Genomic DNA, 20,162 nt, shown 5'->3' on the forward strand with positions numbered 1-20,162 from the left:
GCCGGACAACACGGTTCAGACATCGATCGCACTCGAGACGCTGTCGTCGCTGCCGACAGCCGTCGAGCCGCGATCGAGTATTCACTGACTGTTATCCGGTAGTATCAGGCTCGAGACGCCACTAAAGCGTATCGAGGATACCGAGCACGCGTTCTTCGGCCTCGCGTCCGGGATCGTACTCGTTCCCGTCGCGGTCGCTCTCGAGGTGCTCGTCGACCGTTTTCGTCATCGCGTCCTCGAGCGGCGTCGACTCCCAGCCCAGGTCGGCGAGTTTCGCCGTCGAGACGATGTGTGGATACTCGCGGTAGAGGACGTAGTCGTCAGTCGAGAGGCCGCCGGCCTCGAGTTCTCGTGGCCCGGCGTGGACGACCTCTACTTCGGTGTCGAGGCTATCGGCGATCAACTCGACCATCTCTTCTAGCGTGGTGATCCGTCGGTCGCCGACGTTGTAGAGCTCGCCGGGTTCGCCGCGTTCGGCGACGGTTCGGAGGGCCGTGGCGACGTCTTCGACGTAGACCCGGTGCCAGATGTTGGTGCCGTCGCCGGGGACGATCACGCGGTCGAAGCGATTGACGCGGTCGATCCAGAAGTCCAGGCGTTCGGTATAGTCGTGTGGGCCGTAGACGATCGGTGGCCGGACGCCCATCGCGTTGACACCGCGGTCAGCAGCCGCGAATATCGCCCGATCGCCCTCCGCCTTGCGGTTGCCGTAGGTGGCAGCCGAGTCGTCGACTGCCTGGTCTGTGGTGCAGGGCTCGAGTGGCGTTTCGTCTTCGCGTTTGGGGATCTCCTCGCGACCGTAGGCTGCGCCGCTCGAGACGTAGACGTACGCCTCGCAGTCGGCGAAGATCTCGGTGGCTGCACGGACGTCCCGCGGGTAGTAGGCCACGCAATCGAAGACGGCGTCCGGGTCGACGTCGGCCGCTGCGGCCTCGAGCGCCGAATCGTTCGTTCGGTCTCCCTCGAGGTGGGTGACCCGGTCGTCGTCTGCGAACGGATTGTCGTGGTTGCCACGGTTGAAGATCGTGACGTCGTAGTCGTGTGCCGTGAGTTCGGAGACGAGATGGCGGCCGATAAAGCGCGTCCCGCCGATGACGAGTGCAGAGTCCATGGTCGAACGTCGCCGGAGTCGCGGAAAACGTTGGCGAACCGGGGCGGGTATCGATGGACTTCGCCGTCTTCCGTCCCTCGAGAGTTGTGTCTCAATGTACCGGCTAACGCCGATCAAACCATTTCGATTTTATTATTTGAATATAAAAGCAATATACTACAATAATTGTAGTAGTTCGCAGGGGAGAGTTCTTTTTGCTCGCTCGTGGTGGATCGTCTCGTCATGGCGTACCAGCAGTCGACAGAGCAACGGAGTGGACAGCGACGACGGTGTGCGTACTGTGGCTACTCGATTCCGGAGGAGCCACACCGATCGGAAGCGGGACGGGAGTTCTGTTCGCGGTCCTGTCTCGAGGCGTTCGACGAGGAGGAGTCGATACCGGCCGAAGACGCGTACGAGCGGTTCGAGACGGGCGTCGAACCGCTCGACTCGCTCGTGCCGACCGGCCTGCCGGCAGACGCTTTCCTGTTGCTCTCGGGCGAGGAGGGGACCCGCCGATCGGAGCTGCTGACCGAACTCGTCTGGCGCGCGCTCGAGCGCGGCGAACCGGCCGTCGTCGTCGCGTACGTCGATCCGCCGACGGCAGTCCTCGAGCGCTTCTTCAGGCAGGGGTGGAACGTCCTGCCGTACCTCGAGGACGATCGGCTACGGATCGTCGACTGTTTCACCCATCGACTCGAGGACCGCGACGAGTTCGTCACGACGCTGAACGAGTGGAACCGGTTTCTCGCCGACGCCGGAGACGACGCGGTGATCGACGTCGAACGTCCGGGCGACGTCCGGGCGGTCGCGAACGCGCTACAGCGGGGGCTCGACGACCTCGAAATGACCGAGACGGGTCTGGTAGTTCTCGATTCGCTCGACGAACTCGACGCACTGGTCCAGGATCAGTTAGTTCACAACTTCGTTAAGGACGTCCGTGCGAGCGTCTGCAAGGCGCGATACGTTCCGATCATCGCTGCGGCGACGCCAGCGGACGACGACGGCCGTCTGGTCGGTGACGAGCCCGTCTACGACGGTGTCGTCGACCTGCGACTGACCGATCGTCTCGTCCCGGAGTCGCGGCTCAAACAGCTTGGTATCCGCAAACTCGTCGGCACGGCGTACGATCCCCAGTGGACCGCATACGAACACGCTCCTGGACGGGGATTGCTCTCGTTCGATCCCACGACCGAGGCCGGTAGTGTGTACGAGCAGAACGTCGAGAGCCGGACGCTCTAATCCCGGACTAATCCGCGTTTGCGAGCGAAACGGCTCTCGAAAGCCGATATTACTGGACCGCGGCGGCGAGGCGCGTCTCCGACGGAGCGGATTTCACGTTCGACAGCAGACCGGCTCGAGCCGGCCGCTATTCGGGAACACTGGCTCGTGTCCGTTGGACGAACGATCGACCCGTCGGTCGAGCGACGACGTCCACTCGGCTAATCTCCAATTCAGCGGACGTGACCGTGGAACCACAGATGGGTTTTATTCTGCGGGTTGGTGTACGCCGCGTCGGCGAAGGCGGACAGAGACGAACGACCCATCATCCACCGAGCAAACCAGATTATGAACGATAGCTACGACAGCGGAGAGCGAGGGAGCGAACGGCACCACGGCAGTCAGCGACGCGGCGAAGGACGACAGCGCGGACGCGAACGGGGCTGGCTCCAGGGACAGTCGAGTCAGCACGGCCAGTCGGAGCGGCCTCGAGAACGCGGTCGACGGGAACAGCGAGGGTCGCAGCGTCGAGAAAGTCGAGAGCGACGTGGCCAGCGAGAACAGTTCGGCCAGCAGGGCCAGCGAGGCCGCCGAGAACGCCGTGGGCAGCGAGGCAGAGGCGGGCAGCGAGAGGAAGCAGGCCACCAGCAGTGGCAACAGGGTCAGGAAGGGCGCGGCCAACAACAGCAGTACGGCCGTCAGGGCCAGTACGAACGCCAGGGAGAGTATGGCCAGCAGGAACAGCACAGCCAGCGAGAGCAGTACAGTCGACGCGGTAAACGCGAACAGCGTCAGTACGGCAGCGGCCAGACGACGGGACAACGTGGCCAGCGAGGTCGGCAAGAACAGTACGGCCAGCAGGGGCAGCAGTACAGCCGCCAGGGACAGCACGGACAGCAGGGGCGTCAGGAGCGGTTCGAACGACGGCGAGGACGGCACGAGCAGCGAGAACGACAGCACGGCCAGCAAGAACAGTACCAGCAGCAGGACCACCAGCGCGGTCGCCACGGACGACGTGGCCAGTCGAACCGCGGTGGCCTCCAGTACCGTCAGCAACGTGGACAGGAACGACGCGAAAGGAGCCGACACGAGGAGAGTCAGCGCGGAACGAGCGAGAGCGGACGTGGGCAACAGGCGAGCAGAGAACGGTCAGAAGATCGGAGCAACCGACGGCACAGCCACGACCAGGGCTGACGCCCGCCAATCGCCCACTCGAGATCACCCGTTCGAGGCGACCCCGCTCGAGTAGCACGTTCTGACGGTCGTATCGGAACTGACTCGCAGCCATCGGTATCAGACGAACCCGAAACCGTTGTGTGTCCGCTCGAGCGAGAGGGCGCTATGGCCACTGGTGGCACCTACGTCCTCGAGATCGACGTCTCGACGACGACCCGCATCCAGGTCGGCGCGCTCGGTGCGATCGCGTTCGAGGCGGGGACGTACGCCTACGTCGGGAGTGCGTTCGGCCCGGGCGGGTTCGCTCGCGTCGACCGCCACCGGGAGCTCGCCCGCGGCGAGCGCGACGCGCGCCACTGGCACGTCGACTACCTGCTCGGGCAGCCAGAGACGAGCCTCGAGGCCGTCGTCACCTTCCCCGACGCGGATCGCGAGTGTGAACTCGCGGCGGCGCTTCCCGGCGAGCCCGTCGCGGGTTTCGGCGCGTCCGACTGCGGGTGTGAGGCGCACCTGATCGCCGTCCCGGACGATCGGGACGTCCTCGAGTGGGCGACGGCGGCGGGCGGTACCGTCGACGACTGATTGCGGACCGACGTCAGTCGTCGCCCGTGGCGTACCCCGCGGTCCCGACGTCGACGCCCGGTTCGGGGGTCTCGGGGAGCGTCTCGCGGACGTCGTCGCGGCCGTCCTCGGTGATCGCCTCGTGGTAGGCGTCGGGCATCACCTTCACGAACGACTCGAGGACGCTCTCCCAGTTTTCGAGCAGCGCCTGGCCGCGCTCGCTGCCGGTGTAGGCGACGTGATTCTCGACGAGTCGTCGGAGCATCGCCTCGTCGCGGTCGTCGAGTTCGTCGTACAGCGAGACCATGCCCGTGTTCGCCCGCTCGGCGAAGTCGCCGTCGACGTCGTAGACGTAGGCGACGCCGCCGGACATGCCTGCGGCGAAGTTCGTGCCGGTCTCGCCCAGGACGGCGACGACGCCGCCGGTCATGTACTCACAGCCGTGGTCGCCGACGCCCTCGACGACCGCCTTCGCGCCGGAGTTGCGGACGGCGAAGCGCTCGCCGGCGACGCCGTTGACGTACAGTTCGCCGCCGGTCGCGCCGTAGAGGGCGACGTTGCCGATGGCGACGTTCTCGGTCGGGTCGTAGGCCGCCGATTCGGGCGTTCGGACCGTCACCTTGCCGCCCGAGAGCCCCTTCCCGACGTAGTCGTTCGCGACGCCCTCGAGGTGCAAGGAGACGCCGCTGGCGAGGAACGCGCCGAAACTCTGGCCGGCGATCCCCTCGAAGTCGACGGTGATCGTGTCCTCGGGGAGCCCGGGTTCGCCGTAGCGACTCGTCACCCGGTTCGAGAGCATCGCGCCGACGGCGCGGTCGACGTTGGAGATGTCGGTCGCGAGCGTAACCGGCTGCTGGGTCTCGAGGGCGTCGGCTGCGGCGTCGATCAGCTCCCGGTCGAGCTGGTCGTCGACCTCGTGGTCCTGCTCGCGGACTTTCGTACGGACGTCGCCGTCTGGTTCGGCGAGGACGGCCGAGAGGTCGACGGTGCGGGCCTTGGGATGGTCGACGTCCTCGCGCTGTGCCAGGACGTCGACGCGGCCGATCATCTCCTCGAGACTGCGGAAGCCGAGTTCGGCCATGAGCTCGCGCAGTTCCTGGGCGATGAACGTCATGTAGTTGATGACGTGCTCGGGTTCGCCGGGGAAGCGCTTGCGGAGGTCCTCGCGCTGGGTGGCGACGCCGACCGGGCAGGTGTTCTTGTGACACTGCCGGGCCATCACGCAGCCGGAGGTGACGAGGCTTGCGGTACCGAAGACGTACTCCTCGGCACCCAGCAAGGCGGCGACGGCGACGTCGCGGCCGGTCTTCAGTCCGCCGTCCGTGGAGACGCGGATGCGGTCGCGCAGGCCGGTCGCGCGGAGCATCTGGTTTGCCTCCGCCAGACCGAGTTCCCACGGGAGGCCGGCGTTCTTGATCGAGGTTCGAGGGGACGCGCCGGTGCCGCCGGAGTGGCCGGAGATGTGGACAACGTCGGCGTTGGCCTTCGCGACGCCCGCGGCGATAGTGCCGATTCCCGCCTCGCTGACGAGCTTGACGTTGATGTCCGCGTCCTCGTTTGCGGCCTTCAGGTCGTGGATGAGCTGTTTCAGGTCCTCGATCGAGTAGATGTCGTGCAACGGCGGCGGCGAGATCAGTCCGACGCCGGGGGTGGACTTGCGCACGTGGGCGATCATCTCGTTGACTTTCTGTCCGGGCAGGTGGCCGCCCTCGCCCGGCTTCGACCCCTGGGCCATCTTGATCTGCAGTTCGTCGGCGCTCGAGAGGTACGTCGAGGTGACGCCGAAGCGGCCCGAGGCGACCTGCTTGACGTTGCACTCGCGCTCGGTCCCGAAGCGCTCGGGTGGCTCGCCGCCCTCGCCCGAATTGCTCTTCCCGCCGAGTCGGTTCATCGCGATCGAGTTGTTCTCGTGGGCCTCTGGCGAGAGCGATCCGAGGCTCATCGCCGCCGTCGAGAATCGCTCGACGATCTCCTCGATCGGTTCGACCTCCTCGAGTGGAACGGGGTCGCAATCGGAGTCGAACTCGAGCAAGCCCCGAAGCGTCTGGAGGTTCTGGCTCTGCTCGTTTATCATCTCGGCGAACTCCTGGTAGCGCTCGTAGTCGTTCGAGCGCACCGACTGCTGGAGCGCGCCGACCGTCTGGGGGTTCCACTGGTGGTGGACGCCGCCAGAGCGGTGTTCGAACTCACCCTGGCGCTCGAGTTCGGACTCCTCGGTGCCGAAGGCGACGGCGTGGCGTTCGCGGACGTCGGCTTCGATCTCGGCGAGGCCGATGCCCTCGGTGCGATTTTCGGTGCCCTCGAAGTACTCCGCGACGAGGTCGGAGTCGAGGCCGACCGCCTCGAAGATCTGGGCTCCCTGGTAGCTCTCGACGGTCGAGATACCCATCTTCGCCATCGTCTTCAGCAGGCCGTCCTCGACCGCGCCGACGTAGGCGTCGATGGCGACCTCGACGTCTGCGCCGTCCGGACCGGCCGTGACGTCCTCGATGGTCTGGTACGCGAGGTAGGGGTTGACCGCGCCCGCACCGTACCCTATCAGCGTCGCGAAGTGGTGGACGGTCCGCGGATCGGCCGACTCGACGACGAGTCCGGCGTGGTTGCGAAGCCCGTTGCGCACGAGGTGGTGGTGGACCGCGCCCGTCGCGAGCAGGCTCGGGATCGCCACGCGGTCTTCGTCGACGCCGCGATCCGAGAGGATCACGACGTCGTGGCCGTCCTCGATGGCCGCCGCGGCGTCTTCCCGGACGCGCTCGATCGCGTCCCGGAGATCCGCTCCGGGCTCTTCCCGCTCCGGTTCGTACGTGACGTCGATCGTCTCGGCCCCGATCCCGTTTACCTCGCACTCGCGGATCGCCTCGAGTTCGGCGTCCGTCAGGATCGGCGAGTCGAGGACGAGCTGGCGGGCGTGTTCGGGCGACTCGTCGAGCAAGTTGCGCTGGAAGCCCAGCCGCGACTCGAGGCTGGTGACGAGTTCCTCGCGGATGTAGTCAAGCGGCGGGTTCGTCACCTGGGCGAACAGCTGTTTGAAGTACGAAAACAGCGGGCGATTGAACTCCGTCAGCACCGACAGGGGCGTGTCGTCGCCCATCGAACCGACCGGGTCCTTGCCCTTCTGGACCATCGGCTCGATGAGGTTCTCGAGTTCGTCGTGGGTGTAGCCGAAGGCGGCCTGGCGTTCTCGCAGCCCCGAGACGGGCTGCTGTGGCGTGCGCTCGCCCGTCGTCACGAGTTCGCCGAGTCGAACCTGTTCGCGCTCGACCCACTCCCCGTAGTGGTCGTCGACGAGGTCCGCGAATATCTCCTCGTCGGGGATGACGCGGCCCTCGTTCGGGTCGGCGAGAAAGAGCTGTCCGGGCTGGAGGCGGCCGCGCTCTTCGACCTCCTCGGGAGCGTGCTCGAGTGCGCCTGCCTCGCTTGCCATCACGAGTCGGTCGTCGGTGGTCACCTCGTACCGGCAGGGTCGGAGGCCGTTGCGGTCGAGGACGGCCCCGACGCGTTCGCCGTCGGTCGCGGCGACGAGCGCGGGCCCGTCCCAGGGTTCGACGAGCGAGGCGTGGAAGTCGTAGAAGTCCTTTCGCGCCTGGGACATCGAATCGTCGTCACGCCACGCTTCGGGAACCAGCATGCGTAGCGCGTGAGCGAGGTCCCGGCCGTCCTGCAGCAAGAGTTCGAGTGCGTTGTCGACGCTCGCGGTGTCCGACTGATCCGGATCGTTGATGATCGGCTTGATCGCCTCGAGATCGGAGAGCACGTCGCTCTCGAGGTCGGTCTCGCGGGCACGCATCCAGTTGATGTTGCCCTGGATGGTGTTGAACTCGCCGTTGTGGACGATGTTCCGGTAGGGGTGAGCGAGGTGCCACGCGCCGAGCGTGTTCGTCGAGAATCGCTCGTGGACCATGACGAACGTCGATTCGACGCGCTCGTCGGTCAGATCGGGGTAGTAGGTGGGGACCTGCTCGCCTTTGAGCAGTCCCTTGTAGACGACCGTCTTCGAGTCGAGCGAGCAGACGTAGAAGCGATCGGCGCCGTCGACGTCGGCGTCTTCGATCTCGTTCTCGAGTGCACGGCGGGCGACGTAGAGCGTGCGGTCGAACTCCTCGTCGGACTGCTCTCGTTCGGGTACGACGAAACACTGCCACACGTCGGGTTCGGACTCGAGTGCCGTCTTCCCGAGCCCGTCGTTATCCGTCGGCACGTCTCGCCAGGCCAGTACCTCGAGGTCGTAGGACTCGAGGACCTCATCGACGATTCCGGCGAGTTCCTCGCGAGCGTCGTCGTCCTGCGGGAAGAAAAGAGAGCCGACCGCGTAGGTCTCGGGGAGTTCCACGTCGAGGGCGGCACGGAAGAACTCGTCCGGCCGCTGGAGGACGATCCCGGCACCGTCGCCGGTGTTTTTCTCCGCGCCGGTGGTGCCGCGGTGTTCGAGGTTGACGAGTAACTCGAGTCCGTCGGCGACGACGTCGTGACCTCCCCTGCCGTCGAGGTCCATGACGACGCCGACGCCGCAGTTCGAGCGTGCGTCTTCCGGGTCGGCGAGACCCGCTCGACGCTGGGCGGATCGCTCATCGTGTGGCTGTGACATAGGGAACAGTGTCCACGACTGGAATAAGAACCTACCCCATAATGACTAAGTGTATTATATATCCATACTAGGGCCATAATACTGCATATATCCTTATTTTCTATCGTTATAGTTTGCTAGTCAGCACCACTCGAGATCGTTCTCGCCGTCGCCGGCAGTCGAGAACCGGATCGCGAGCAACAGTGCGAGTCTGCTCCGCTCGTCGGGGAGACGGGGACGTCGACACGAGCATCTCGACCGGCGGGTTCGAAAAGTGTCAGAGGCACCGTAGCGTCCCACCGGCTACGGGCAGTTCCGGACTCGAGACGCTACGTTCGTAATCGCTATCTGCACCGTCAAGGGGCGTGTGGCTAAACAATTAGGTTTGCACTCGAATCGACCGTCATCTGTCGATTTCGTAATGAAACTCGTCGGTGACGACGATCGAGAGCTCGTTCAGTACGACCTCGCGAAATAGGCGATCTGGTCTGCCGGGTCGCCACAGACGGCACACTCGGCGTCGTCGTCTTCGGGCGCTTTCGGTTCACCAGCGCTCGCCCCGCCTTCTTCCGCGAGCGGTTGCATGACGATCTCGGCGGCGACTTTCTCTTTGATCGCCTCCTCGCAGGCCTCGTCGCCACACCACGCGGTCTCGACGTAGCCGCCGTGTTTGCCGATCGTCCCCATGATCTCCTCGGGGCTGTCCGCTTCCCGGACGTTCTCCTCGAGGCGCTTTTCGGCTGCGTCGTAGAGTTTATCGTAGATCGTCTCGAGGTGGTCGTCGACCGTCTCGACGATTCCGGCGCGATCCTCGACGACGTTCTCGTTGTCGGGCCGGTGGACGAGCGTGACCTCCTCGTCGTCGACCTCGTTGGGGCCGATCTCGACCCGGAGGGGGACCCCGTTGAGTTCGTGTTCGTTGAACTTGAAGCCGGGATTGCGCTCGTCGCGGTCGTCGAGTTCGACGCGAACGCCGGCGTCCTCGAGTTCCGCCGCGATCTCCGCGGAGTACTGCAGGACCTTCTCTTTGGTATCTTCCTGCCAGATCGGGACGATGACGACCTGCGTGGGTGCGACCGTCGGAGGCAAGACGAGCCCCTGGTCGTCCGAGTGGGTCATGATGAGCGCCCCGAGCGCACGCCAGGACAGCCCCCACGAGGTGGTGTAGGCGGTGCGTTCCTCCTCGTCCTCGTCGACGAACGTGATGTCGAACGCCTCGGCGAAGCTCTGGCCGAGGTTGTGGCTGGTCGCCCCCTGGACGGACTTGCCGTCAGGCATCAGCGCCTCGACGGTCGTCGTCATGTCCGCACCGGGGAACTTGTCGTGTTCGGGCTTCTTGCCCCGCAGGACCGGGATCGCCAGGACGTCCTCGTAAACCCGTTCGTACTGGCCGAGGCGCGTCCAGACCTCCTCCCAGGCCCCCTCGCTGGTCGCGTGGGCCGTGTGGCCCTCCTGCCAGAGGAACTCCTTCGTCCGGAAGAACGGCTTCGTCTCGGTGGCCTCCCACCGCACGACCGAACACCACTGGTTCAGTCGCAGGGGAAGGTCACGGTGGCTGCGGGTCCACTTGGCCATGAAGGGCGCGATGATCGACTCGCTGGTCGGCCGGACGGCGAGGCGTTCCTCGAGTTCGTCGTGGCCGCCCTGGGTGACCCAGGCGACCTCGGGGTCGAACCCCTCGACGATGTCCTTCTCGCGCTCCAGGAACGACTCGGGAATGAACATGGGGAAGTAGGTGTTCTGGACCCCGGTCTCTTTGAACCAGCCGTCCAGCGCCTCCTGGATGCGCTCCCACAGCGCGTAGCCGCGTGGTTTCGTGACGATGAACCCGCCCATGGGGGCGTAGTCGGCCAGTCCCGCCTTCTGGACCACTTCGGCGTACCACTCGCCGGGTCTGTGTGACTTCGACTCGGTGATGCCGAGCTCCTGACTCTCTTCGCTCATACCTCGACACTCAGTCAGCGCAGGCTTAAACGATGCGAAGGTAAGGCGCCGAGTCACACGCGTCGACCCCCAGAAACGCCGCCACGGTTTCCTCCGGTTCTCGCGCCTTTAGGTCACTCGCCGTCGACTAGGCCGACGATGCGAGCGATCGAAGTCAGTGAATACGGCGACAGCGACGTTCTCGAGCCCGTCGACCGCGAAAAGCCCGATCCCGGCCCCGGCGAAGTGCGCATCGCCGTCGAGGCGGCGGGCATCAACTTCGCGGACGTCATGCAGCGACGCGGCCAGTATCCCGGCGGCCCGGAGCCACCGTACGTCCCCGGGATGGAAGCCGCGGGAACGATCGACGCCGCAGGCGAGGGCGTCGACCTCGAGGTCGGCGACCCCGTCGTCGCGATGGTCTCCGGCGGCGGCTACGCCGAGTACGTCACCGCCGACGCCCAGACGCTCTTTCCGATCCCCGAGGCGATGGGCTTCGCGGAGGCCGCCGGCTTCCCCATCCAGTTTCTCACCGCTCACGCCTGCCTGTTCGAGTGGGGCGGCCTGGAAGCGGGCGAGCGCGTCCTGATCCAGGCCGCGGCGGGCGGCGTCGGCACGGCCGCCGTCCAGCTCGCCTCCCGTGCGGGTGCGGAGGTGTTCGGCACGGCGAGTTCTGCCGAGAAGCTCGAGCTGGCCGCCGACCTGGGCTGCGATCACCCGATCGACTACACCGAGGAGGAGTTCGCCGCCGTGATCGACGAGGAGACCGACGGCGAGGGCGTCGACCTCGTCCTGGAGTCCGTCGGCGACGACGTCTTCGAGCGCAGCCTCGACGCCCTCGCGCACTTCGGTCGGCTCGTCACCTACGGCGTCGCGAGCGGCGTCCCCGCCGAGGTGAGCAACCGTCGGCTGCTGTTCGAGAACAAACGCGTAATCGGCTTCCACCTCGGGCAGGCCGCCCAGCGCGACCCCGACAGGGTGATGAGAGCCGTCCCCGACCTCACAGAAGGGCTCGCGTCGGGCGACCTCGAGGTGATCGTCGGCGAGTCGTTCCCGCTCGTCGAGGCCGCAGCGGCCCACCAGTACATCGAAGATCGGAAGAGTTCCGGGAAGGTCGTCTTGCGTCCCTGACTCGGGCCGCTACTCCGCGAACGAGACGTCCCACTCGAGGTCGTGGTCGACGAACGTTGCCTCGTCGAGCGGTTCGCCACCCTCGAATCGAAACTCGCCGGCGACGGTGTCGCCCTCGAGGACGCCCGGCAGCCACAGGCGGTCGTCGTCCCACATCCGGTCGTACGGAACGTCCTCGATCGCGAACCACTCCGGTCGCGCCTCAGGCGAGGCGGTCGGCTCGCCCGCGAACTCGTCGGTCCGGTAGACGTGACAGAACGTGTGGCCGTCGCCGTCGAGTGTGAAGGTGAGTTCGCCCGCTTTTTCCGTCTTCGCAGGATCGACGTCGATGCCAAGTTCCTCGCGGACCTCCCTGATCGCACACTCCAGGGGCGTCTCGTCGCCCTCGAGTTTGCCGCCGGGGCCGTTGTACCACCCCTCGCCGAGGCCGCGGCGCTTCTCGATCAACAGCACCCGACCGTCGCGTACGACGAAACACAGCGTCGCCTCGATCATCGTCGGCGGTTCGGACGCCACGAGATAAAACGTCTCGGCTCCCGTCGCACCGTCGTAACGGCGGACGTGAATCGGCGTCGACGCACTCGCGACCGTCGTGTGAGTGCGCCGGAACCCGATCACAGCCGCCAGTATCAGTCGTCTCCGACTGCCTGCTCGTCGACCGCGTACTCCGCGGGTGCACAGCCCAGCGACCGGTGTGGGCAGAACCGGCAGTGGTCACCCGGCGTCGTCTCCGCGAACGAAGGGTCGTCGACCGCCGCGAGCGTCTCGCGAACCGACTCCCACGCCGGGAGGTCGTCTCGAGCGAACAGGTCGACGTGGGGTCCGCTCTCGCCCACGTAGACGTAGCCAGCTCGGGCGACCGGCTCGTCGAACAGCGTCTCGCAGGCCCGCAGGTACAGCTGTAACTGGGTCGCCTCCTCGGGATCGATTCGATCGGCCGTCGTCTTGTAGTCGAGGACGACGAGGTCGCCCGCCGGCGTCCGACGGACCGAGTCGACGTAGCCAACGACGTCGCCGTCGATCCCGGGAACGTCCTCGAGCGCAAACGGCAGTTCGGCCGCGAGCGGTTCCCACTCGTGGACGGGCGCGTCGACCGACGACGCGGCCGCGGCGAAGTACCGGTCGACGCACTCGAGGACGGCCTCTCGGGCGTCGGTGAGATCGCGAGCAGTCAACTGGCGCACCGCGGCCTCGCGCCACTGCTCGTCGGTTCGATACTCGCGGTAGAACGCCTCCTCGGCGACGGCGTGGAAGACCCTGCCGATGGCGCGTGCGTTCGGCGTCGTTCCCCCTCTCGAGATCGGGTCGTCTATCGCGTCGACCACGTGATCGAGGTAGTGTTTGCGCGCACACTCCCCGTGGGTCTGCATCGCCGAGTAACTGTGTCGCATCGCGACGGGGAGGTCGCCCGCGCTCGCAAGTGTCTCGACCGGAAACCGGACGGTGTCACTCGAGAGCGCGCTCGGGCACCGACCCGTCGGGATTCGAAGTTCGTCGACGTGGTCTGCCGCGTCGGCCGCCGGAAGCAAGGTTCCGTCGCGAAGCAGCCGTCCGAGTCGGTGGACCGTCTCGATCGCCTCGCGGGTCGCAAGCGGTTCGACGGTCCGTTCGCCGTAGTTTCCGTAGTAGGTGATCGTCCCCGGCGTGACGTCGGCCGCAACGGCGATCTCCTCGGTGAGGTCGACGACGGTCTCGGGATACCGTTCCCGGACCCGGTCGAAGCTCTCCGTGAGCGAAGCCCAGAGGTCCATCCGTTTGCCGGCGACGCACCACTCGATCTCGTCGGCCAGACACGCCTCCGCCGTCGACGTCGCGAGTTCGCCCTCGCCGCCCTCGTAATCGTAGCTCGACCCGAACAGGAACAGGTGATTTTCGGCACGAGTGAGCGCGACGTGGAGTACCCGCCACTCCTCGCCGACCGTCTCGCGGGCGAGGTCAGCGAGCAGCGGGGAGTCGACGTCGTCGTCGATCGTCGCCTCGAGCAGCCGGTAGCGGGCACGCCCGGCGTAGTCGGTCTCGACACACCACTCCTCGTCCGAGAGGTAGGGGACGAGCACGGTATCGAACTGCAGCCCCTTCGCCTGGTGGACCGTCATCACGTCCACGCAGGCCTCCGAGCGCGTTCCGCGCCCGTATCCCGTCTCGCCCCCGGTCAGCGTCCGCTCGAGCGCGTCGACGAACGACGTCGTGAGCGTCCCCAGTACCGTCCCCGGATCGTACGTCTCGGCGAAGCGTTCGACGCGCTCGAGTTCGGCGCGCTCCTCGCTCGTCAGGAACCACGCGAGTCGCGTCACCTCGAGGAACCGGCGGACGAACTGCGCGAGCGGATAGACGTCGCGCATCGTCGTGAGCACCTCGAGGTGAGTGCGTGCGCGCTCGAGGCGCTCGGGATCGTCGAACGCGCTCGGATCCGCGGTCGCAAGCGCATCGTACAGCGATCCGTCGTGTGACTGGAGCCGTTCCAGGTCGGCCGCCGAGAGCCGGTACCGGTACGCCAGCACGCGTCGAAGGTGGGCGTCGGCGGTCGGGTCGACGACCACCCGGAGGTACGAGAGGACGGTCTGGGTGCCCGGTCGAACCTCGCCGCGGGCCGACCCCGACACCTCGTAGGGGATCTGTCGATCCCGCAGTTCGTCGGCGATCGCCTGCGCGTGGCGGTTCGTCCGGACGATCACCGCCACGTCGGCGAGCGACCGTCGAGGGGCGTCGTCGAACTCGCCGTTTAGCAGCCTCGAGACCGTCGTCGCGACCTGCTCTGGCGTCGAGAACTCGATCTCGTCGCCGTCGATCCGGCCGACGCGCACGGGCGGGTCGGCCGTCTCGTACTCACCGGGCGTTCGTCCGACTTCTCGAAGCGTCTTCGAGGACTGGGTGCCGTACGTACAGTGGTTCGTCAGGTCCAGGATCTCCTGTTTCGAGCGGAAGTTGAGCTCGAGTTCGATCGCCTCGTGGTCGTCGTAGGTCACAGCCAGCCGATCGAGCCCCTCGCGGTCGGTGCCGCGCCAGCCGTAGATGGCCTGGTCTTTGTCGCCGATCGCGAACAGGTCCGGTCGATCCTCGCCCGCAGTCAACTGCGTGATGAGCCGAAACTGCGTCCCGTCGGTGTCCTGGAACTCGTCGCAGTACACCTGCGCCCACCGGTTCGTGATCTCGTCGGCGACGCTCTCGTTGGCCGTCGCTCCCTCGTTTCCGGCTCGGTCTGGCCCGCCGTCGTCCTCGAGTAACTGCGTCGCCGTCCGAACGAGTTCGTCGAAGTCGACGATCCGCTCGCGTTCGAGGTACGCCCGGTAGTCGGCGTAGACCTCGGTGTAGTGACGCGCCAGCCGCAGGAACTCGAGGTAGTGTTTGAGCCGTCCGAACGGCGTCTGCTCGATCGTCGACGTGGCGTTGCGCCGGATCTCGTTTCCGAACAGCGCCCGCGGCAGGTGTTTCGTCGTCGGCTCGTCGAGCGACAGCGCCTCGAGCGTGTTCGTCACGCACGTCTGGAGGACGCCGAGGTACCGCCGAACGTCCGAGACGACCGCGTCGTCGTGAAACTCGTCGGGTGCCTCGGCGATCTTCTCCCGGCAGTAGGTCAGCAGCTTGCCGTAGTCGACCAGCGACTCGCGGGCCTCATCGAGGTGGTCTTCGCGGTTGAAGTACCGCAGCGCCTCGTTGTCGAACGACAGGTTCTCGCTGGCTTCGCGCTCGAGCCAGAGGACGAACTCGCCGAGAACCTCGAGCGTGCGAACGTCGGGAAGACGATCTGCGAGCGTCTCGGGATCGACGTCTTCCTGGCTCATCTCCCGGATGAACCGATCGAGCGAGTCGGCGAGGTCGGCCGCGGAGCCGTCGCCGCGGGTCGACGCGTCGGCGAACTCGTAGTCGCCGTCCTCGAGGAGCTGTCGAACGATCCGGCGACGGCCACGCTCGGTGACGACGTCGAACTCGGGAGAGAAGCCGAGGTAGTAGGCGTACTCGCGGACGAGGTGGTGACACAGCGAGTGGTAGGTGTAGACGTCGATCGCAGCGGCGTCCTCTGGACCGAGCCGCTCGGTGACCGCCTCGCGGATACTCGCCGCGGCCTCGTTGGCAAACGTCAGGACGAGGACGTCCTCGGGTGCGACCTCGCCGCGCTCGATGGCGCGTTCGATCCGCATGAGCATCGTCGTCGTCTTGCCGGTGCCGGCTCCGGCGTCGACCGAGGTACACGCCGCCCGGCTCTCGAGGGCCGCTCGCTGGTTCCCCTTCGGTCCGTCAGGATGCTCGTTGGTCTGCCCGCTCTCGGCGTCCCCGTCGACGCCGTCGTCCGTCGCGTCCGCGTCACCCATCGAATCGCACCTCCGTGGCCATGTACTCCCCACAGCAGACGGCGTACCCGCAGTCCGGACAGGACCGGTCGACGATCCGGTCCCACGCCGACGTCGGATCGAACGCACCCGACAGCACGTTCTCGAGCGTCTCGCCCAGTCGGGTCTCGACGGTCCGGTTGCGGTGTTCGTGGGTCATCCCGAACGTGTGGTGGTCGAGGAAGACGTCCGTCAGGTCGACCGTCTCGAGGCTCGCCTCGACGGTCTCTCGAACCCAGTTGACCGAGGCGCTCGAGCGCTCTACCAGCGGAACCTGTACGTACCGACACGTCCGATTCCCGAGCTCGAGTCGGTCCCGGAGATCGCGCAACCCCTCGAGGACGACGGCCGTCTCGAACAGCGCGCCGACGGCGTCCGGTTCGAACCGGTCGTCGTCGGGATCGAAGTGATCCGTAAAGAGCGCGGCGACGTCGCCCTCCCACGCCGACCGATATCGGAGCAGTCCGAGCGGGGCGAGCGTCGGGACGAACCGGACGCCCGTCAGCGAGCTTCCGTCGGTGGTGACGTAGTCGACGACCGACTCGACCTCGACTCCCGTGCCGTCGGGGAGCAGAATCGTCGCCGACAGCGGGAGTTCCGGTCCCAGCAGCTCCTCGTCGGTTTCCCGGCGCAGTTTCGTCACGCCGCGAACGTGCTCGACGCCGACGTCCGCGACGTACGCGCGAACGGCGGCCTCGAGTCGCTGGCGCTCGTGGCGGCGCTGGGCCAGCGAGTGGAACCGCTCGCCGTGGCTGGTCCACAGTTCCGTGAGCCGATCGATGACGGCCGCTTCGAGGTCGTCGCGGTCGGTTCGCCCGGTTCGCAACGCGTCACAGATCGCCGTTCGTAGCAACTCGAGGCGTCGCGTCTCCGGCGGGTCGTCGTCCTCGCTCTCGAGGCCGTGCACGTGAGCGAACTCGTACCGGCGCGGACAGTGGAGATACGTTTGCACCCCCTCGATCGAGACCCGCTCAGTCACGTCGCACCACCTCGCCGGCGGCGAACTCGAACTGCGAGCGGACGGCCGTCGCGAGTTCCTCGTCGACGTTCCCCTCGAGGACGACGGCGATCTCCTCGAACAGCGCCTCGGTCTCGGCGAGGTCCGCCTCACCGCCGGTGCTCGCCTCCCGGAGCACTCGCTCGAGTTCCCCTCGTGGCTCTGCGAGCAGTTCCTCGAGCGCGCTGGTGCGCCCGTAAACTGCCGCCTCCCGGGCACGTGCGTCGACGTCCTCGAGGGTGACGTCGGGATGGTCTGCGAGTAGTTTCACGTACCGCGACTCCTCTCGCGATCGACCGAGGCCGCCTGACTCACGTTCGTACGAACAGAGGTACAGCTGCGAGTGTGCCGCCCGCGCGCCCAGTGCGAGCGCCCGTCTGGCCCGCTGGGCGTGGTAGGCCTCGAACGGGTTCCCGACCGACGCGGGCGACGAGACGGGAGCGAACGTGCGTGCCACGTCGGCTGGCGACGGACCGGTGACGGCCGGGTAGTTCGGCATCGACTCGAGCCACGGCGTCGGGAACAGGTTTGTGAGGTGCTGTCGGCCGGGATAGCGGTCGTCGAGCAGGTCGAGCAGGAAGACCGCCTCGCGACCATCGTACTTGAGATCAGCGACGGGACAGACCGTCACACCGCCCGTCTCTGGTCGCGTCTCGATGTCGTGGACGTACGGCGCGTCGTACTCGATCGTCCGGCGAAGCATCCGGCGCAACCCCGCCCAGTCGGGAGAGACGACGTCGGTCTCCTCGACGAACCGGGCGATCTCGAGGACGCGACGGACGCTCTCGTACTGTTCTCGGGCGTCGGCCCACGTCTCGCTCTCGGCGATCCGCCGTTTCAGGTCGGTGCGAACGAGCCAGCGCTCGAGCGACCGGGCGAGACTCGAGTCGGTACACTCCTCGACGAGGTCGGGAGCGAAGTCGGGGACGCGAGCGGCCAGTCGCTCGCGGGCACGCTCCCGTTCGTGACCGCAGTTGTACGCGACGAACGCGTAGAGTTCGTTGACCGCGGGGTCCTGGGCGAGCGAGTGCGTGCCGACCGTCGCCGTTGGAACCCCCGCGTCCCGAAGGCGTTCTCGCGTCTCGGGGACCCGTTCGATCGTCGGGACGGCGACCGCCACGTCGTCGTAGCGCCACTCGTCGTGGCGATCGCAGAGGGTCTGTATCTCCGTGGCGACCTGCCGGTCCTGCTCGCGAGCCGTTCCGGCCCGTATTCGCCGCACACTCGCGGGCTCGCCGCTCGACTCGTCCGTCGCGAGGAGGTCGACGATCGTCCCGTGATCGGCGTTCGCCCGCGTGGTCGGCGCTGCCGGCGGCTCGATCGTCTCGATCGCGAGTCCGTCTGCGAGATCCTCGAGGTTGCCTGGTTCGACCCGCGTGCGCTCGACGCTCGCGTGGCGCTCGCCGAGGCAAACGAGCGCTGCGTCGTCCGTGAGGGCGGCGAGGTACCGTCGGTCGAGTCGCCGACACTCCTCGAACTCGAGGACGAGCACCGCGTCGAACGACGAACTGACGCGGCTTCGCAGACCGTCGCGGTCGTCCTCGAGGAGGTCGACCGCCCGCGGGATCACGTCCGCCCGCTCGACGAACCCGCGAGCGCGCAGTTCCTCGTGGAACCGGTCGTTCATCGCGTACAGGAAGTCGAGACACTCGTGGGGCTCCTCGAGGTCGTCGTGGCGAAGTCCCTGCCGCGTCGCCGCGAGGAGCAACTGTCCGACGTCGCGGGTGAAGCTGTCGTGCTGGCGGGCGCGCTCGAGGTACGCCGGCACGTCGCGTTTCGCGCCGTCGATCACCATCGAGACGAGTTCGATCCGCTCTTCGTAGGCGAGTCGATCGAGCGTCGGATCGTACTCCTCGAGGACCTTCGAGGCGTGTTCCGGCAGCGACTCGACTCGGGGACTGCGCGGCGTGGCGTTCGTCGCGTCGGCGCTCGTGAGCGCCTCGCGGACGCGCTCGACCCCCGCGGGCTGGCGCTTGAGGACGAGGACGTTTCCTGGCCCGTACTCGTCGGCGAGGGCGGCGTACTTCGCTGTGACGACCTCGAGGACGTCGCTGTGAGGCGACGGGAGGACCTTCAGGACGCCGTCGAGATCGGTGGTGGGCGAAGACATCAGTCGGTCGGTCTGTCACGGAGTAGTGACTCTCTCGTATTTAAACTCTCGTCCGGCGTCACACTCGATATCGAGACCCTGTCGTATCGGGTCGAGGATGGCTCGGAACTCGAGCGAGTTCGACGGGTTCGCCGAGACGAATCCTTAATACGTTGCACTGTGACACGTTCGCACATGGATGACATTTTCGTCGCACGGCTCATGTCTACCGACCTCCACACCGTCTCTCCCGACACGCTCGTCGAGGATGCGGGCGAAGCGATGCTCGAGAACGGCATCGGCTCGGTCGTCGTCGTCGACGAGGACGAACGACTCGAGGGGATCCTGACGACCACCGACTTCGTCGAAATCGTCGCCGAGAGCCATCCGAAAGCGCAGACGTCCGTCTCGCGATACATGACCACCGACGTCGTCACGACGCACGCGCAGGCGTCGATCCGCGACGTCGCGGACACGATGATCGAGCACGGCTTTCACCACCTGCCGGTCGTCGACGAGGAGGAGGGCGTCATCGGGATGGTGACGACGACTGATCTCGCAGCTTACCTGTCTCACGTCCAGACGCCAAGTCCCGCGTGACGGCGCGGTGTGCCATCACGCCGATCCGCCGTCGGCCTCGAGCACCGCCAGATACCCCACGTAGACGAGTGCCGAGGCGACGAGTGCGATCGCGAGAACCGTCACGCCGACGTAACCCTCGAGGGCAACGTTCGGATTTGCCCACAGGTACGCGCCGCCCTCCACGGCGAAGACGAACAGCGCGCCGTAGACCGCGGTGAACGCGATCGCACGGGCGAGTCCGACGAGTCCGCGCTGACGACTGTTGAGCAGTTCGACGACGAACAGGAACGCGAGCGCGAGAAAGTAGAACGGTTCCGGCAGCGCCTGTCCCAGTCGGTGGCTGCCCTGGATCGCGACGACGCCGTAGTACGCGAGCGCGAGGAGGACGGCCCCGATCAGCGTGAGCGTGAGGCCGTAGCCGCTGGCGTCGTCCGGACTCGGGGTCGTGACCGGCCCGCTCGAGGACGTGGCCTCCGAAGCGTCACTGGCCATGTGCCTAG

General features: G+C 66.6%; 13 protein-coding genes. 4 read left to right on the forward strand and 9 right to left on the reverse strand.

Annotated features, from left to right (window positions below):
* Nucleotides 1-121: 121 nt before the first annotated feature.
* A complete protein-coding gene (locus tag MU558_RS02600) occupies nucleotides 122-1,111 on the reverse strand; it encodes an NAD-dependent epimerase/dehydratase family protein (RefSeq protein ID WP_246971709.1) in 990 nt (329 codons plus the stop codon).
* 222 nt (nucleotides 1,112-1,333) lie between these two features.
* On the opposite strand from MU558_RS02600, the gene MU558_RS02605 reads away from it, so the two are divergent.
* Entirely contained in the window at nucleotides 1,334-2,332 is a 999-nt protein-coding gene (locus tag MU558_RS02605; protein ID WP_246971710.1) for an ATPase domain-containing protein, read from the forward strand.
* Nucleotides 2,333-2,578: 246 nt separating this feature from the next.
* Here the strand turns inward: MU558_RS02605 and MU558_RS02610 are convergent, their stop codons facing one another.
* Nucleotides 2,579-3,367 carry a hypothetical protein gene (locus MU558_RS02610; protein WP_246971711.1) on the reverse strand — a complete coding sequence of 263 codons (789 nt, stop codon included), beginning with the start codon at nucleotides 3,365-3,367 and terminating at the stop codon, nucleotides 2,579-2,581.
* Nucleotides 3,368-3,652: 285 nt separating this feature from the next.
* Between MU558_RS02610 and MU558_RS02615 the strand changes: the two genes are divergently transcribed.
* The gene (locus MU558_RS02615) at nucleotides 3,653-4,069 is read left to right on the forward strand and encodes a GIY-YIG nuclease family protein (RefSeq protein ID WP_246971714.1); all 417 of its coding nucleotides are present in this window, start codon (nucleotides 3,653-3,655) and stop codon (nucleotides 4,067-4,069) included.
* A gap of 13 nt (nucleotides 4,070-4,082) precedes the next feature.
* Here the strand turns inward: MU558_RS02615 and gltB are convergent, their stop codons facing one another.
* Together gltB and proS are read right to left on the reverse strand one after the other, a co-directional pair.
* A complete protein-coding gene (gene gltB, locus MU558_RS02620) occupies nucleotides 4,083-8,633 on the reverse strand; it encodes a glutamate synthase large subunit (protein WP_246971716.1) in 4,551 nt (1,516 codons plus the stop codon).
* 435 nt (nucleotides 8,634-9,068) lie between these two features.
* A complete protein-coding gene (proS, locus tag MU558_RS02625) occupies nucleotides 9,069-10,556 on the reverse strand; it encodes a proline--tRNA ligase (protein ID WP_246971719.1) in 1,488 nt (495 codons plus the stop codon).
* Nucleotides 10,557-10,694: 138 nt separating this feature from the next.
* Between proS and MU558_RS02630 the strand changes: the two genes are divergently transcribed.
* The gene (locus tag MU558_RS02630; RefSeq protein ID WP_246971720.1) at nucleotides 10,695-11,666 is read left to right on the forward strand and encodes a quinone oxidoreductase family protein; all 972 of its coding nucleotides are present in this window, start codon (nucleotides 10,695-10,697) and stop codon (nucleotides 11,664-11,666) included.
* Between the two features lie 9 nt (nucleotides 11,667-11,675).
* Here the strand turns inward: MU558_RS02630 and MU558_RS02635 are convergent, their stop codons facing one another.
* The 4 genes from MU558_RS02635 to MU558_RS02650 form a co-directional block, all read right to left on the reverse strand.
* On the reverse strand, nucleotides 11,676-12,161 hold the full coding sequence (locus MU558_RS02635) for an 8-oxo-dGTP diphosphatase (RefSeq protein ID WP_246974783.1): 486 nt from the start codon (nucleotides 12,159-12,161) through the stop codon (nucleotides 11,676-11,678).
* Nucleotides 12,162-12,295: 134 nt separating this feature from the next.
* Nucleotides 12,296-15,976, reverse strand: coding sequence for an ATP-dependent DNA helicase (locus MU558_RS02640; protein ID WP_246971721.1), 3,681 nt, complete (start codon nucleotides 15,974-15,976; stop codon nucleotides 12,296-12,298).
* Entirely contained in the window at nucleotides 15,969-16,973 is a 1,005-nt protein-coding gene (locus MU558_RS02645) for a PD-(D/E)XK nuclease family protein (protein WP_246971722.1), read from the reverse strand. Before MU558_RS02645 ends, MU558_RS02640 begins: the two co-directional genes overlap by 8 nt.
* A complete protein-coding gene (locus MU558_RS02650; protein WP_246971723.1) occupies nucleotides 16,966-19,101 on the reverse strand; it encodes a PD-(D/E)XK nuclease family protein in 2,136 nt (711 codons plus the stop codon). Before MU558_RS02650 ends, MU558_RS02645 begins: the two co-directional genes overlap by 8 nt.
* Nucleotides 19,102-19,275: 174 nt before the next feature.
* Between MU558_RS02650 and MU558_RS02655 the strand changes: the two genes are divergently transcribed.
* Nucleotides 19,276-19,680 carry a CBS domain-containing protein gene (locus MU558_RS02655; RefSeq protein WP_246971724.1) on the forward strand — a complete coding sequence of 135 codons (405 nt, stop codon included), beginning with the start codon at nucleotides 19,276-19,278 and terminating at the stop codon, nucleotides 19,678-19,680.
* 15 nt (nucleotides 19,681-19,695) lie between these two features.
* Here the strand turns inward: MU558_RS02655 and MU558_RS02660 are convergent, their stop codons facing one another.
* Nucleotides 19,696-20,154 (reverse strand): hypothetical protein, encoded by a 459-nt coding sequence (locus MU558_RS02660; RefSeq protein WP_246971725.1) that lies wholly within the window; start codon nucleotides 20,152-20,154, stop codon nucleotides 19,696-19,698.
* Nucleotides 20,155-20,162: the final 8 nt, after the last annotated feature.

The sequence above is a fragment of the Natribaculum luteum genome (assembly GCF_023008545.1).
Classification (GTDB): Archaea; Halobacteriota; Halobacteria; order Halobacteriales; family Natrialbaceae; genus Natribaculum; species Natribaculum luteum.